This is a genomic window from Micromonospora sp. WMMD1219, assembly GCF_049315215.1.
Taxonomy (GTDB): Bacteria; Actinomycetota; Actinomycetes; order Mycobacteriales; family Micromonosporaceae; genus Micromonospora; species Micromonospora tulbaghiae.
The window spans coordinates 6340014-6354663 of the sequence record NZ_CP186057.1 but is presented as its reverse complement, the minus strand read 5'-3'; the positions used below and the strand labels follow the sequence as shown (position 1 = coordinate 6354663).

Here is a 14650-nt window from a genome sequence, read left to right as displayed (position 1 = left end):
CCTATTCCGCCGTCGGGCGGCCCGAGGCCGGGGCGGCGGGGAGCTTGCCCGCCGCGTGCCGCCCGACGACGTAGCCGTAGACCAGGCCCTGGCCGATGGTCGCCCCGGCGCCCGGGTAGGTGCGGCCGAAGGCGTTGGCCGCGGCGTTGCCGATCGCGTACAGCCCGGGGACCGGGGTCCCCGCGCCGGACAGCGCCCGGCCGAGGCCGTCGGCCCGGATGCCACCGCAGGTCCCGAGGTCGGACAGGACGACCCGGACGGCGTACAGGGTGCCGGCCAGGGGCCGCAGGTTCGGGTTCGGCGTCACCGTCGGGTCGCCGTAGTAGCGGTCGTACGCGCTGGCGCCACGCGCGAAGTCGTCGTCGACGCCGGCGGCGGCGAGCTGGTTGAACCGCGCCAGGGTGGCGCTCAACGCGTCGGCGTCCACGCCCATCGACCGGGCGAGGTCACCCGGGGTGCCCGCGCGGTGCGCGACGCCCGCCTCGTACCAGGACTTCGGCAGCGGGGCGCGGGGGAACTGCGTGCCGGCGAAGACGTAGCTGTTGCGGTACCGCTGGTCGAAGACCAGCCACATGGCCGGCAACGCTGCGCCCTCGTGGGCGAGGCCGAGCACCCGCTGCCCGAACGTCATGTAGTCGCAGGACTCGTTGACGAACCGGCGGCCCGTGCCGTCCACCATGAGCGACCCGGGCAGGGAACGCTCGGCGAGGAGCACCGACGGCGCGGCGTCGCCGACCGGCGCGACGGCGGGGAACCACCACGCCTGCTCCATCAGGTCGGTGCCGGCGCCCGCCTCCTGGCCGGCGCGGATCCCGTCGCCGGTGTTGCTGTCCGCGCCGAGGCTCCAGTCGCCCAGGTCGCGGTGGTGGTGGACGTGCCGCAGCGGCAGGTCGTGGTCGAACCCGCCGGTGGCGAGCACGACACCCCGCTCGGCCCGTACGGCGAACGTCGTCTCCCCGTGGCGCAGTTCGGCGCCGACGACCCGGTCCCCCTCGACCAGGAGCCGCTCCAGTGCCGTCTCGGTCCAGACCGGGATGCCGGCGCGGCGGACGCCGGCGAACAGGCCGGCGGCGATGGCCTGGCCGCCGGCGGCGTACTCGCGCCCGAGCGCGAGGCCGCCGAGGCCCTGGGCGAGGCGGGTCACGATGCGGGGCAGCGCGCGAACCGGAGTCTTCGCCATCAGGTTGAGCCACTTGTAGTCCGCGCCGGTGACCGGCATGGGCACTGGCGCGGAGAGGACGGCGGGACGCAGCCGCGCGCGGTCGGCGCCGAGGACCTTCAGGTCGAGCGGGCGGCACTCGCAGCTCCGGCCCTCGGCGGTGCCGCCGGGCAGCTCCGGGTGGTAGTCGGAGTAGCCGCGGGCCCAGAGGAACCGCATCGGGGTGGTCCGCGTGAGCATCTCGATCGTGGCGGTGCCGTGCTCCAGGAAGCTGCGCCAGCGCTGTTCGGGCGCGGAGCCGTCCACGACGGCCTCCAGGTACGCCGCGCCACGCTCGGGCGTGTCCCCGGAACCCTCGGCGGCCAGCACGGGATTGGCGGGGATCCAGAAGGCGCCGCCGGAGCGCGCCGTGGAGCCGCCGACCCAGCGCGACTTCTCCACGACCACGACGGAGAGGCCGGCCTCGTGGGCGCTGAGCGCGGCGGCGAGGCCGGTGCCGGAGCCGATCACGACGAGGTCGACCGAGGCCGGCTGCGGCTGCCGGGGTACGGACATGGGGAACTCCTTGCTACGGGGCGACGACGGGCCGGGTGCCGGCGGCGACGAGCGCCGCCGTCCCCTCGGCGTCCAGGGGGCAGTGGGTGCCGGTGAAGATGCTGGCGGCGCAGAGGTTGCAGTGGGTGCAGCGCGACCGGGTGGCGGCGTCACGGCTGATCCTGTTGATCAGGTCCGGCTCCCGGAGCAGGGCGCGGGCCATCGCGACGTACTCGAAGCCGTCGCTCATGGCCGTGCGCATCCCGTCCAGGTCGGTGACGCCGCCGAGCAGGATCAGCGGCATGGACAGCTCGCGGCGGAACTGGAGCGCGAGGTCGCGGAAGTAGAGCGGCTGGTAGGGGTAGTCGTGGAACAGGAACCGGCCGAACATCTTCATGCCGAGCCGCAGCAGCGGCGGCTGGGGCGCGGCCATCGCCGCGAGCGGGATGTCGCCCCGGAACAGGAACATCGGGTTGAGCAGCGAGGACCCGCCGGTGAGCTCCAGGGCGTCCAGGTGCCCGTCGGTCTGCAGCATCCGGGCGAACGGGATCGACTCGTCGAGATCGAAACCGCCGCGTACACCGTCGCTCATGTTCATCTTGGCGATGACGGCCACGTCGTCGCCGACGGCCTCCTTGACGGCGGCCAGGATCCGGCGCGGGAACTCGGCGCGGTTGGCCAGCGCGCCGCCGAACTCGTCCCGGCGCCGGTTGAGCTTCGGCGACAGGAACGATCCGGCGAGGTAGGTGTGGCCCAGGTGCACCTCGACGGCGTCGAAGCCCACCTCGCGCGCCGCCGCGGCGGCGCTGCCGTGCGCGGCCACGATGCGGCGGATGTCGTCGTGCGTCGCGGCGCGGTCGAAGCCCATCGCCAGGGGGTTGAACCGCGCCGACGAGGCGAGCGAGGGCAGCCCGTTCGAGCGGGAGTTCGCCACCGGCCCGGCGTGGCCGATCTGGGCGCTGACCTTGGCGCCGGTGGCGTGCACCGCCTCGGTCAGGCGCCGCAGCCCGGGCAACGCCTCCGGCCGCCAGTAGATCTGGCCCCGTTCGGTGCGCCCCTCGGGCGCGACGGCGAGGTAGGCGACAGTCGTCATGCCGACGCCGCCGCGGCCCACAGCGGTGTGGTACTCGATCAGGCGGTCGGTGACCAGGGCGTCCGGGGTCGCCCCCTCGAAGGTGGCGGACTTGATGACCCGGTTGCGCAGGCGCACCGGACCGAGGGTGGCGGGGGAGAGCGGGTCGGGAATCGGGCGCGTGGTGGTCACGGGGCTTCCTCGGGTGTGGTGATGCGGATGTCGAGCAGACGCAGCAGGGCGTCGACGGCGTGGGCGGGCGACCCGTCGGGGCCGCCGCGGGCCCAGTCGTACAGCGCGGCCTGGGCCGCCTCGCGGTACGCGGTGGCGACGGCGTGGTAGATCGCCGTCGGCGCTCCCGGTCGACGCCGGGCGATCTCCCCGGCGAGGGCCTCGGTCCAGGGCGCGTAGGCGCGCGCGGAGGCTTCCGCCAGCTCGGGTTCCTCGGCGACGACCCGCATCCAGTACCCGCCCGCGCTGAGCACGAGCGCGTCGTCGGAGACGGAGGCGACCACGGCGGCGCGCAGCGCGTCCGACAGCGGGACGTCGAGGGGCAGCGCGCGGAACGTGTCGGTCAGCCGCCGGGTGGCGGCGGGCACCCCCACCCAGGCGAGGGCGGCCTTGGACGGGAAGTGCCGCATCAGGGTGCGGGCGCTGATCCCGGTGGCCGCGGAGATGTCGTCCCAGCCGGTGGCGCCGTAGCCGTGCTCCGCCCAGAGCCGCAGGGCCGCGGTGCCGACCGCTTCGGGATCGAGCACCGTGGGCCGGCCACGTCGGCGCCGCGCGGGCGGGTTGTCCGAGGCCATGTGGCCAGTGAAGCATTTTTGTCAGGAAGCGTCAATAATCGGCGACCGGACGGCGGCGCTGCGCGACGAACACGAACTCCCGACCGGGGCGATCAGGCGCCTCCCGCACGTCGAGCACCCGGTATCCGGCGGCGGTCAGGCTCGACTCGACCTCGTCGCGGTCGCGGAACCGCAGCGTCGAGTCCGACGTGACCACCGCTCCGTCGCGCAGGAACCGGTAGGTGTAGCGGAAGGAGACGAACGGCAGGTCGATCGCGGTGACCCGGAGACGCCGTTCCACCCGTCCGACGCCCGGGACGGATCGGACGACCGGGGCGGTGTCCGTCGCCCACTGTTCCCAGGCGCGACGATCGGGACGCCGGGTCTCGAAGACGAGATGCCCCTGCGGCCGGAGCGCGGCGTGGATGCTCCGGAGCGTCAGCCCCCAGTCGGCATCGGTGAGGAAGACCTGCGCCACGTTCCCGGTCATCGTGGCCAGGTCGGCGTCGAGCGCGGGCACCGCCGTGGCGTCGCCGTGGATCCAGCGGACCGCGCCGGCCCCGTCCTTGGCCCGCGCGACGTCGAGGGACGCCTCAGCCGGGTCGACGCCGACGACCGCGTGCCCGTGCCGGGCCAGCAGGACCGCCAGCGACCCGGTCCCGCAGCCCACGTCGAGCACCCTGCGCGCGCCCAGCTCACGGGCGAGCGCGAGGTAGGCGGCCAGGTCGTCCCGGTCGGAGTCGAAGGCGTCGTAGACCGGCGCGAGGCGCGGATCGGCGAAGATCGCATCGGGCATCGGGCGACCCTACCGAGGCTTGTGACACGTATCTTTTGTATTGCGTGACGGGAGGGCCGCGATGAGGTTGAACAGCAAGGGGCGTGACCATCCCGGCTGAGCTGCGCGCTCGGCTCAATCTGCACGAGGGCGACGAGGTGGACGTGATCGAGGAGGGCGGTGCCCTACGCACCCGGCCGGTTTCCTGGCCGGCAAGGCGCACGCGCGGCACCGGTCGCGTGGGGGTGCCAAGCGTTCGCCGATCGCCGACTTCTACATCGGCGCGCACGCAGCGGTCTGCCGCTACCGTCTGCTGACCCGGGACGGCTGACGCTACCGCAGCTACTTCCCCGGATCGATCCTCATCGCGCCCGACGATTGATGTTCCGCCAGGGCCGTCAGCCGAGGTCGTGCTCGACCGGTGTGGTGTTGAGGACCCAGGCGAGCGGCATGGTGGCCCGTACGTCGTAACGCGAGCCGTTCAGGCGGTGCATCGTGACGGTCTGCGCCGGGTCCTGCTCGACGACCCAGTACTGCGGGATGCCCGCCCCCGCGTATTCGCCGCGCTTGGTCACCGTGTCGATGCCCTCGGAGCCGGGCGAGACGATCTCGACCACGAGAAGCACGTCGCCCGGTGGCAGCCACACGCCGTCGGCCTGCGTCTTGCTCCACACCACGAGGTCGGGGATGCGTCCACCGACGCCGCCGTGCCGGCCCGGGATGCGCAGCCCGACTGCCTGGGCGACGTGATCCGCCGGTACGCCGCCCTGGGCGAGCCACACCATGAGCCGGGTCGCGATGATCGCATGGGCGTATCCCGGCGGCGGCACGATCGAGAGAACTCCCTCAGGGCTGATCTCGTATCGATGGTGCTCGTCCGCGGCCATCATCGCGGTCAGGTCGTCGAGCGACACGGTCGACGGCATGGATCTGCCCACCGCCTCCGCGCTCATGCCGGAATCGTACCGGGCCGAGCGCGCTCGCGGCCGACACGGACGCGCCGGACGGTGTGCGGCGTGCCGCAGTCCGGGCCGGGCCGTCGTCTCGGGCGGACTGTCAAGAAGGTGCCCTCACACCCCCACGGAGCGGTACACCTCGATCGTCTGCTCGGCGATCGCCTGCCAGGAGAAGTGCTCCACGGCCCGCCGCCGCCCCGCCGCGCCGAACGCCGCGATCCGCTCCGGGTCGGCCAGCAGCTCGTTGATCCGCGCGGCCAGGTCGGCCACGAAACGCTCCGGGTCCAGCGGCGTGCCGGAGCCGTCACCGGCCTGCTCGATCGGCACCAGCAGCCCGGTCTCGCCGTCGGCCACCACCTCCGGGATGCCACCGGTGGCGGTCGCCACCACTGCGGTCTCGCAGGCCATCGCCTCCAGGTTGACGATGCCCATCGGCTCGTAGACGGACGGGCAGGCGAAGACCGTGGCGTGGGTGAGCACCTGGATCACCTCGTGCTTGGGCAGCATCGCCGCCACCCAGACCACCCCGGACCGGGTCGCCCGCAGCTCCGCCACGAGCCCCTCCACCTCGGCGGCGATCTCCGGGGTGTCCGGCGCGCCGGCCAGCAGCACGAGCTGGGTGTCGGCGGGCAGCTCCCGGGCCGCGCGCAGCAGGTACGGCAGGCCCTTCTGCCGGGTGATCCGCCCGACGTAGACCACGCTGGGCCTCGCCGGGTCGATGCCGAGCCGGTCGAGCACGTCGGTGCCCGGGTCCGGGGCGTACTGCGCGGTGTCGATGCCGTTGTAGACCACGCGTACCCGGTCGGGGTTCACCGCCGGGTAGGCGGTGAGCACGTCGCGGCGCATGCCCGCGCTCACCGCGATGATCGCGTCGGCCGCCTCGAACGCGGTCCGCTCGCACCAGGAGGAGAGCGCGTACCCGCCGCCGAGCTGCTCGGCCTTCCACGGGCGCAGCGGCTCCAGGCTGTGCGCGGTCACCACGTGCGGCACCCCGTGCAGCAGCTTCGCGGTGTGCCCGGCCAGGTTGGCGTACCAGGTGTGGCTGTGCACCACGTCGGTGCCGGCGGTCCCGGCGGCCATCTCCAGGTCGACGCCCATGACCCGCAGCGCGGCGTTCGCGCCGGCGAGCGGGGCCGGTTCGGCGTACGCGGTGACGCCCGTCTCGTCGCGGGGCGCGCCGAAGCAGTGCACCCGCACGTCGGTGAGCCGGCGCAGCTCACGGGCGAGGTATTCCACGTGCACCCCGGCGCCGCCGTAGACCTCCGGCGGGTACTCGCGGGTGAGCAGGTCGACGCGCATCGGTGCCATGCCCGCACCCTAGTGCAGAGCGCCACGTCGCACCGGGTGCGCAAGTGTGGGCGTCCGAGTGGTGAAGTCGGTTCGGGGTGGTTAGCGTCTGAGCATGGCTGCCAAGGTGCTCGCGATCGTCCTGGCCGGCGGGGAGGGCAAGCGCCTGATGCCCCTGACCACCGACCGGGCGAAGCCCGCCGTCCCCTTCGGCGGGATGTACCGCATGGTCGACTTCGTCCTGTCCAACCTGGCGAACGCCGGCTTCCTCAAGATCGTCGTGCTGACCCAGTACAAGTCCCACTCGCTGGACCGCCACATCACCAAGACCTGGCGGATGTCGACGCTGCTGGGCAACTACGTCACGCCGGTGCCCGCGCAGCAGCGCCGCGGCCCGTGGTGGTTCGCCGGCTCGGCCGACGCGATCTACCAGAGCTTCAACCTGATCAACGACGAGCAGCCCGACTACGTGATCGTCTTCGGTGCCGACCACATCTACCGGATGGACCCCCGGCAGATGGTCGAGGACCACATCGCCTCCGGCGCCGGGGTCACGGTGGCCGGCATCCGGCAGCCGCTCGCGACGGCCGACCAGTTCGGCGTGATCGAGGTCGGCGAGGACGGCAAGCGCATCCGCGCGTTCCGGGAGAAGCCCACCGACGCGGTCGGGCTGCCCGACGCGCCGGACGAGATCTACGCCTCGATGGGCAACTACGTGTTCACCACCCGGGCGTTGTGCGAGGCGGTCGAGCGCGACGCGGCGGACAAGACGAGCAAGCACGACATGGGCGGCAGCATCATCCCGATGCTCGTCGAGCGCGGCGAGGCGAACGTCTACGACTTCAAGGACAACGAGGTGCCCGGCAGCACCGACCGCGACCGCGGCTACTGGCGGGACGTGGGAACGCTCGACTCGTTCTACGACGCGCACATGGACCTGATCAACGTGCACCCGGTGTTCAACCTCTACAACTTCGAGTGGCCCATCTACACCGAGCAGCCGCCGTACCCGCCGGCCAAGTTCGTGCACGCCTGGGGCGAGCGGGTGGGCCGCGCGGTCAGCTCGATGGTCTCGCCCGGCTCGGTGATCTCCGGCTCGCTGGTGGAGAACTCGATCGTGGCGCCGAAGGTGAAGGTGCACTCGTGGGCGCACGTCGACGGCGCCGTGCTGATGGAGGGTGTCCAGATCGGCCGGCACGCGGTCGTCCGGCGCGCGATCCTGGACAAGAACGTCCACGTCCCGGAGGGTGCCGAGATCGGCGTCGACCTGGAGAAGGACCGCCAGCGCTACACCGTGTCCGACAACGGCATCGTCGTCATCGGCAAGGGCCAGCGCGTCGAGCCCTGAGCAGTCCCCACCGCAACACCCGAGGAGGATCCCGCAGTGGCCCACCCCCGTGCCGGCCAGCCCGCACAGCCCGCCGACCTGGTCGACGTGCCTCGGCTGGTCACCGCCTACTACGCCGAGCACCCGGACCCGGACGACCCGGCGCAGCAGGTCTCCTTCGGCACCTCCGGGCACCGCGGATCCAGCCTGCGCAACGCGTTCAACTCCGACCACATCCTGGCCGTCACCCAGGCGCTCTGCGACTACCGCCGCGAACAGGGCCTGGACGGGCCACTGTTCCTCGGCCGGGACACCCACGCGCTCTCCGCGCCCGCCGAGGCCGACGCGCTGGAGGTGCTCGCCGCCAACGACGTCACGGTGCTGCGCGACAGCCGCGACGGCTACACCCCGACCCCGGCGGTCTCGCACGCCATCCTCACCCACAACCGGGGGCGCACCAGCGGCCTCGCCGACGGCATCGTGATCACCCCGTCGCACAACCCGCCGTCCGACGGCGGGTTCAAGTACAACCCCACCCACGGCGGGCCCGCCGACACCGACGCCACCAAGTGGATCCAGGACCGCGCGAACGCCATCCTCGCCGCCGGGCTCAAGGAGGTGAAACGCATCCCGTACGCGCGGGCGCGTGCCGCCGCCACCACCGGCGAGTACGACTTCCTCGCCCGGTACGTCGACGACCTGCCCGCCGCGCTGGACATCGACGCGATCCGCGACGCCGGGGTGCGCATCGGCGCGGACCCGATGGGCGGGGCGAGCGTGGCGTACTGGGGCGAGATCGCCGAACGGCACCGCCTCGACCTCACCGTGATCAACCCGCTCGTGGACCCGACGTGGCGCTTCATGACGCTCGACGGCGACGGCAAGATCCGGATGGACTGCTCGTCGCCGAACGCGATGGCCTCGCTGATCGCCGCCCGCGACGACTACGCAATCTCCACCGGCAACGACGCCGACGCCGACCGGCACGGCATCGTCACGCCCGACGGCGGCCTGATGAACCCCAACCACTACCTGGCCGTGGCGATCGGCCACCTGTTCCGTACCCGGGAGCAGTGGGGCCCGGCCGCGGCGGTGGGCAAGACGCTCGTCTCCTCCTCGATGATCGACCGGGTCGCGGCCGACCTCGGCCGCCCGCTGCTGGAGGTGCCGGTCGGGTTCAAGTGGTTCGTGCCCGGCCTGCTCGACGGCACCGTCGGCTTCGGCGGCGAGGAGAGCGCCGGCGCGTCGTTCCTGCGCCGGGACGGCGGCACCTGGACCACCGACAAGGACGGCATCCTGCTCTGCCTGCTCGCCGCCGAGATCATCGCCACCACCGGCCGTACGCCGAGCGAGCACTGGGCCGAGCTGGCCGACCGCTTCGGCGCGCCCGCGTACGCCCGGATCGACGCCCCGGCCGGCCGGGAGGAGAAGGCGGTCCTGGCGAAGCTCTCGCCGGAGCAGGTCACCGCCACCGAGCTGGCCGGCGAGCCGATCACCGCGATCCTCACCACCGCGCCCGGCAACGGCGCCGCGATCGGCGGCCTCAAGGTGACCACCGAGTCGGGCTGGTTCGCCGCCCGCCCGTCCGGCACCGAGGACGTCTACAAGATCTACGCCGAGTCGTTCCAGGGCCCGGAGCACCTGGCCCGGATCCAGGAGGAGGCCAAGGCGCTGGTCGACGGCGTGCTCGCCACCGCCTGACCCGGCTCAGCGGGGCGGGGGCAGCTCCCGGCGGTTGAGCTGCTCCCGCAGCCCGTCCGGCAACAGCTCCCGCAACTGGTCCGGCAGCAGCGGCAGGTCCAGCAGGCTCAGCTTGAGCTGGTTGCGCTCCTGGTAGCGGCGCGGGTCGAGGCGGACCACCCGGCCGGCGTCCTTGACGTACCGGATGTGCACCGAACCCTCCGTCGCCGCCTGCCGGATCAGCAGCCCGTCCATCTCCACCGCCACCGGCGCCGAGTCCGCGCGCAGCTCCAGGTGCACCGTCTCGTGCGCGGAGAGCAGCACCGAGCGGGAGATCCCGGCCATCGGCGCGGACGGTGTCACCACCATCGCCTCGGTGGCCGGTGAGATCAGCGGCCCGCCCGCGGCATAGCTGTACGCGGTCGAGCCGGTCGGCGTGCTCACCACCAGCGCGTCGCACCGGTAGTAGCCGTATCGCTGGCCGTCCACCGCCAGGGTGGCCGTGACGAAGCCCGCGCCGGGCTGCCGGACCAGGGCGATGTCGTTGAACGCCACCACGTCGTCGCCGCAGACGTCACAGGCCAGGCAGGCGTGCGACTCGATGGTGAAGTCGTGTTCCACCAGCCGTTCCAGCGCCCGGGGCAGGTCCGGCGGCTCCACCTCGACCAGGAAGCCGAGCCGGCCCAGGTGCACGCCGAGCACCGGCTTCGGGTCGCGGACGGCCATCCGCAGCGCGCCCAGCATGGTCCCGTCGCCGCCGATGCTGATCAGCGCCGCGCAGCGCCCGGCCAGCTCGTCCGCGGCGACCGCCTCGACCGAGGCGGGTACGCGCGCCCGGTCCTCGGTGCGTACCGCGAGCGTGATGCGGTGCCGGGCCGCCCAGTCCGCGATGATCCCCACCACCTCGGAGACGTCCCGGGTGGGGTGCAGCACCAGCCCCAGCACATCGCCCGCCACCGTTACAGCTCATCACACCGGGACCGGACCAGGCCGGGACCGGGCGGCGGTGATCCGAAATCCCCCTTTGGGGTGGTAGCGGCCACTATGGTGTGAACATGCCGGTCCCGTATGGTGCCCAGTCGATCGTCCCCTTCCCGAGCGTCGCGGTGGCGTCCCGCGCGAACGCGGCATCCGGGGTCCGGGTCCGCCCGGCCACCGTCGCGGACGCGGACTGGCTGGCGGAGGTCAGCCGGGCGTCGTTCGCGCGACATCTGCACGACTACCTCACCTCGGCCCAGCCCGGCGTCGGCCGGTTCTGGGAGGTCGTGCTCGCGCACCCGGAGTCGTTCCCCGGCCGGTGCTTCCTGGTGGCCGAGGACGAGGACGGCCGGCGGCTGGGCTTCGCCGACCTGACGCGGGTCGAGCCGGGCCTGGCGCACCTGTCCTACATCTGCGTGGTGGAGGCCGCCCGCGGCCGGGGCGTCGCCCGGGAACTGCTGCGCGCGTACGCCCGCGCCCACCCCGACCTCCGGTCGATGCGGCTGGACGTGTTCGCCGACAACGCCCCGGCCCGCGCCCTCTACGACCGGCTCGGGTTCACGGGCGACGCCACGACCACCTGGTGGGTCGCCGACCTCGCGCTCGGCGGGATCGCGCCCGCCACCGACGTCCGCTTCGAAGGGCTGCACGCCGCCCGGGCCTGGCTCGACACGTACGGCTTCGGTGAGCTCACCGTCGTCGCGGGGGACGCCACCCACGTGCTGGGGCGGCCGAGCGCGCGGGTGCTGCGGTGCTTCGACCCGGCGACGCTGCGACGGCCGGCCGTCGTCGCCGCCGTGGTCCGGGCCTTCCCCGGCATCGACCGCGTCCTGGTCATGACACCCGGCGAGGACGCGCCGCCCAGCGCGGTCGGCCCGCTCCGGGCCGTCAACCGCTCACTCAGGATGTCCACCTCCGAGATCCGCGCCAGACTGGAGCTTCCGTGACGCAGACGATCCCCAAGACCGCCACCGACCCGGCTGCCTTCCGCACGCCGAGCCTGTTCTACCGGGCGGCCCGGGAGGGCATGCGCGACCTGCTCGCCCAGCCCGGGGTCTGGCGCGGCGAGCGGCGCGACATCCTGCTTCCCTCGTTCATCGGATGGTCCGCCAACGAGGGCAGCGGCGTCTTCGACCCGGTGACCGAACTCGGGCTCCACCCCGGCTTCTACGACCTGACCGAGGACCTCGCGGTGGACGTGTCCTCGCTGGAGGCCCGGCTCGCGGAGCGCCCCTACGACGTCGTGGTGGTCATCCACTACTTCGGCCGCACCGAACGGGCGATCGGCCGGATCCGGGAGCTGACCGACCGGCACGGCGCGCTGCTGCTCGAAGACCTCGCGCACGCGTGGTTCACCCACGCGCTCGGCGGGCCAGCCGGCCGCACCGGCGACGTGTCGCTCTACTCCCTGCACAAGATGCTGCCGATGCCCGGCGCACGTGGCGGGATGATCACCTACCGCGACCCGGGCCGGCTCACCGGTCAGCGGGAGACCGAGCCGGACCTGTCCCGGCACGTGCTCGACCACGACACGCTCGGCATCGCCGCGCGGCGGCAGGAGAACTTCCGCGCCCTCACCGCGCTGCTGCGCGGCCTGCCCGAATTCGGCGTCGCGTTCGAGCTGATGTGGCCCGACCTGGCGCCGGACGACGCCCCGCAGACGCTGCCGGTGCGGATCCTCGGGACCGGGCGGGAGAACCGCGACCACGTCTACGCCGAGATGAACCGGGAGGGCTTCGGCATGGTCAGCCTCTACCACACGCTCATCGAGCAGTTGCGGGATCACCCGTCGATGGCACGGCTGTCCCGGCAGATCCTCAACTTCCCCGTACACCAGGACGTCGCACCGGCCGATTACCCGGCGCTGGTCGCGAGCTTCCAGCGGGCGCTGGGCACACTCCCCGAGCGCGGCGCGCTCGCGCCTGCGGGACGTCCGGCGGCGCCGGCCCAGAGCGGCGCCTCGGCGTCGCGACCGTCCGGCGTGCCCACCGGCTCGGCCTGAACGAGCGTCGGTGCCCGCCCGGCGCGGGCGGGCACCGACCGGCTCAGCGGACGCCGGTGAGGCGCCGTTCCTGGTCGAGGTCGAGCATCTGCGCCGACGGGTCGACCGCCACACCGGAGGCGCGCAGGACCTTGCCCGCCGTCCGCGCGAGGATGCGCAGGTCGAGCCAGAGGGACCAGTCGAGAACGTAGCGGACGTCCAGTTCCAGTCGTTCGGTCCAGGCCAGGTCGTTGCGGCCGTTGACCTGCGCGAGCCCGGTGATGCCCGGCCGCACCTCGAAACGCTTGCGCTCCCGGTCGGTGTACCAGGGGTCGTAGCGCAGCAGCAGCGGCCGGGGACCGACCAGGCTGAGGTCGCCGCGGAGCACGTTGACCATCTGCGGTAGCTCGTCGATGCTCAACCGCCGCAGGGTCCGGCCGATGCCCCGGCAGCGGACCCCGTCGGGCAGCAGCCGGCCCTCCGCGTCGCGGTCGTCGGACATCGTCCGGAGCTTGAGGACCCGGATGCGGCGCTCGTACCGGCCGGTGCGTTCCTGGCGGAAGAAGACCGGGCTGCCGAACTGGGCCAGGACGAGCAACGCGGCGACCGCCACCACCGGCGCGGTCACCACGAGCACGACGAGCGCCACCGTGATGTCGATGAGCCGCTTGAGCCGCAGCTCGATCGACCGCCGCGCGGGGCTCACCGGGAGTGCGCCTTCCCGGCGGCCGGCGGCGCGTACTCCCCGGGTGGTCCGCCGACACCGGCGGCGTGCTCGATGACCTCGGCCATCCGCACCGCGGAGATCCGGTTGTCGAAGTGCCGGTGCGACCGTTCGCGGGCGCGTACCCCGCGCTCGGCGAGCCGCCCGGACCGGAACTCCATGTACGCGTGCTCGATGGCCTGCGCCAGGGCGGCCGGATCGTCCCGGGGGACCACCCACCCGCAGCTCTCGTCCACCGTCTCCGGCAGCCCGCCGGCGTCACTGACGATGCTGGGCACGTCCAGCAGCGCCGCTTCGGGGGGTGCGCCGTGCCCCTCGCTCAGCGACGGGCTCACGCTGAGGTCCGCCGCCCGGTAGTAGGGCCGCACGTCGTCGGCGGTGTCGATCCAGCGGACGGAGTGGTCGTCGGCGACCCCGAACCGGCGGATCAGCTCCTGCCGGTGGTCCTCGCCGGCCTGGTCCGAGCCGCCCCCGACGAGCATCAGCACCGCCTCGGGGTGCCGGGACCGGATCTCCTGCCACGCCGCGAGCAGGACGTCGTGGCCCTTGAACGCGCGGTCCCGGTGGGCGGCGAGCTTCCGCGGTGGATAGACGTACGCCACCATGATCACGACGAACTGGTCCGGGCTCAGCCCGAGATCGGCCCGGCACTTCGCCCGGGCCTCCGCCCGCGTCGCCGCCGTGTCGTCCGGCAGGTCGGCGGTCGCCCAGGCCAGGTTGAGCCCGCTGGTCACGGCCGGCCGGCGCGACGCCGGTACGCCCAGCTCGCCGTAGAGGCGGGAGGTGTAGCGGGTGCCGCAGATGATCGTGCGGTCCAGCCGCCAGAGCAGCCGCTCGACCATCCGGACCGCCCGTGACTCCAGGAACGCGGGGCCGGCGACGAACTGCACCCGGGCCAGGGGCAGGCCGACGGTCGCGAGCCGTGCGCCCAGCGTGGCCGCGTACAGGTGGTGGTAGAGCACCTGGGGCCGCAGGCGGCGGACGAGGCGGCGCAGCCGCCACAGCTCGGACAGCGTGGTGAGGCTGGGCCGGAAGCGGAACGAGAACGGCGACGCCACCGTCCGGATCCCGGCCTCGGCCAGGCGGTCGTTCAGGCGCCCGCCGGGTGGGCAGATCACCACCACCTCGTGGCCGCGATCCCGCAGGGCGCACGCCTGCGGGATGGTCCAGAGTCCGCCGTAGTTCGTCTTGACGATGACGGCGACGCGCAGTGACCGGCGCCCGGACGGGTCGCCGGCGACGCCGGACCGGGGATCGTGCCTCACGTGGTTCGCCTCCAACCGTCGGCGCGGCGTCGTTCGCCGCTCCACCCAGGGCAACGAGCTTTGTGGTGTTTAGTAACCAACGTCGGATTCTCTCGTTGGCCCTGCGGAGAGAGCACCGGCGAGCGGT

The 14650-nt window shown here is 73.2% G+C and carries 14 protein-coding genes; 5 read left to right on the top strand and 9 right to left on the bottom strand.

All coding sequences use genetic code 11. The features are described from left to right. Nucleotide 1 precedes the first annotated feature (1 nt). From ACN27C_RS29690 to ACN27C_RS29675, 4 genes are read right to left on the bottom strand one after another with little or no spacing between them, the layout of a single operon-like run. Nucleotides 2-1714, bottom strand: a complete 1713-nt coding sequence (locus ACN27C_RS29690; protein WP_422749540.1) for a 3-ketosteroid-delta-1-dehydrogenase — start codon at nt 1712-1714, stop codon at nt 2-4. 13 nt (nt 1715-1727) lie between these two features. Next, nucleotides 1728-2957, bottom strand: a complete 1230-nt coding sequence (locus ACN27C_RS29685) for an NADH:flavin oxidoreductase (RefSeq protein ID WP_120570694.1) — start codon at nt 2955-2957, stop codon at nt 1728-1730. Then, nucleotides 2954-3571 (bottom strand): TetR/AcrR family transcriptional regulator, encoded by a 618-nt coding sequence (locus tag ACN27C_RS29680; RefSeq protein ID WP_422749538.1) that lies wholly within the window; start codon nt 3569-3571, stop codon nt 2954-2956. The genes ACN27C_RS29685 and ACN27C_RS29680 overlap by 4 nt, the downstream gene beginning before the upstream one ends. A 31-nt stretch (nt 3572-3602) precedes the next feature. Next, complete coding sequence (locus ACN27C_RS29675) at nt 3603-4346, bottom strand: class I SAM-dependent methyltransferase (protein WP_422749536.1); 744 nt, start codon at nt 4344-4346, stop codon at nt 3603-3605. 83 nt (nt 4347-4429) lie between these two features. Between ACN27C_RS29675 and ACN27C_RS29670 the strand changes: the two genes are divergently transcribed. Further along, on the top strand, nt 4430-4642 hold the full coding sequence (locus tag ACN27C_RS29670; protein ID WP_422749534.1) for an AbrB/MazE/SpoVT family DNA-binding domain-containing protein: 213 nt from the start codon (nt 4430-4432) through the stop codon (nt 4640-4642). A gap of 81 nt (nt 4643-4723) precedes the next feature. On the opposite strand, the gene ACN27C_RS29665 is transcribed toward ACN27C_RS29670, so the two are convergent. Both ACN27C_RS29665 and glgA read right to left on the bottom strand, forming a co-directional pair. Further along, nucleotides 4724-5278: a Uma2 family endonuclease gene (locus tag ACN27C_RS29665; RefSeq protein ID WP_244933402.1), complete on the bottom strand. Its 555-nt coding sequence runs from the start codon at nt 5276-5278 to the stop codon at nt 4724-4726. 117 nt (nt 5279-5395) lie between these two features. Beyond that, nucleotides 5396-6589 (bottom strand): glycogen synthase, encoded by a 1194-nt coding sequence (glgA, locus tag ACN27C_RS29660; protein ID WP_422749531.1) that lies wholly within the window; start codon nt 6587-6589, stop codon nt 5396-5398. 94 nt (nt 6590-6683) lie between these two features. Here glgA and glgC point away from each other — a divergent pair, with 94 nt between their 5' ends. Together glgC and pgm are read left to right on the top strand one after the other, a co-directional pair. Beyond that, complete coding sequence (glgC, locus tag ACN27C_RS29655; protein WP_091423661.1) at nt 6684-7916, top strand: glucose-1-phosphate adenylyltransferase; 1233 nt, start codon at nt 6684-6686, stop codon at nt 7914-7916. 36 nt (nt 7917-7952) lie between these two features. Beyond that, nucleotides 7953-9596, top strand: a complete 1644-nt coding sequence (pgm, locus tag ACN27C_RS29650) for a phosphoglucomutase (alpha-D-glucose-1,6-bisphosphate-dependent) (protein WP_422749529.1) — start codon at nt 7953-7955, stop codon at nt 9594-9596. A 6-nt stretch (nt 9597-9602) separates the two neighbouring features. Here pgm and ACN27C_RS29645 read toward each other — a convergent pair whose 3' ends face one another. Beyond that, nucleotides 9603-10532, bottom strand: coding sequence for an NAD(+)/NADH kinase (locus ACN27C_RS29645; RefSeq protein WP_187690851.1), 930 nt, complete (start codon nt 10530-10532; stop codon nt 9603-9605). A 98-nt stretch (nt 10533-10630) separates the two neighbouring features. Between ACN27C_RS29645 and ACN27C_RS29640 the strand changes: the two genes are divergently transcribed. After that, a complete protein-coding gene (locus ACN27C_RS29640) occupies nt 10631-11500 on the top strand; it encodes a GNAT family N-acetyltransferase (RefSeq protein ID WP_422749526.1) in 870 nt (289 codons plus the stop codon). Further along, on the top strand, nt 11497-12555 hold the full coding sequence (locus ACN27C_RS29635) for a DegT/DnrJ/EryC1/StrS family aminotransferase (protein WP_422749524.1): 1059 nt from the start codon (nt 11497-11499) through the stop codon (nt 12553-12555). The genes ACN27C_RS29640 and ACN27C_RS29635 overlap by 4 nt, the downstream gene beginning before the upstream one ends. Before the next feature lie 43 nt (nt 12556-12598). On the opposite strand, the gene ACN27C_RS29630 is transcribed toward ACN27C_RS29635, so the two are convergent. Both ACN27C_RS29630 and ACN27C_RS29625 read right to left on the bottom strand, forming a co-directional pair. Further along, nucleotides 12599-13240, bottom strand: a complete 642-nt coding sequence (locus tag ACN27C_RS29630; protein ID WP_393351183.1) for a sugar transferase — start codon at nt 13238-13240, stop codon at nt 12599-12601. Beyond that, nucleotides 13237-14523 (bottom strand): glycosyltransferase, encoded by a 1287-nt coding sequence (locus ACN27C_RS29625; RefSeq protein WP_422749522.1) that lies wholly within the window; start codon nt 14521-14523, stop codon nt 13237-13239. The genes ACN27C_RS29630 and ACN27C_RS29625 overlap by 4 nt, the downstream gene beginning before the upstream one ends. Nucleotides 14524-14650: the final 127 nt, after the last annotated feature.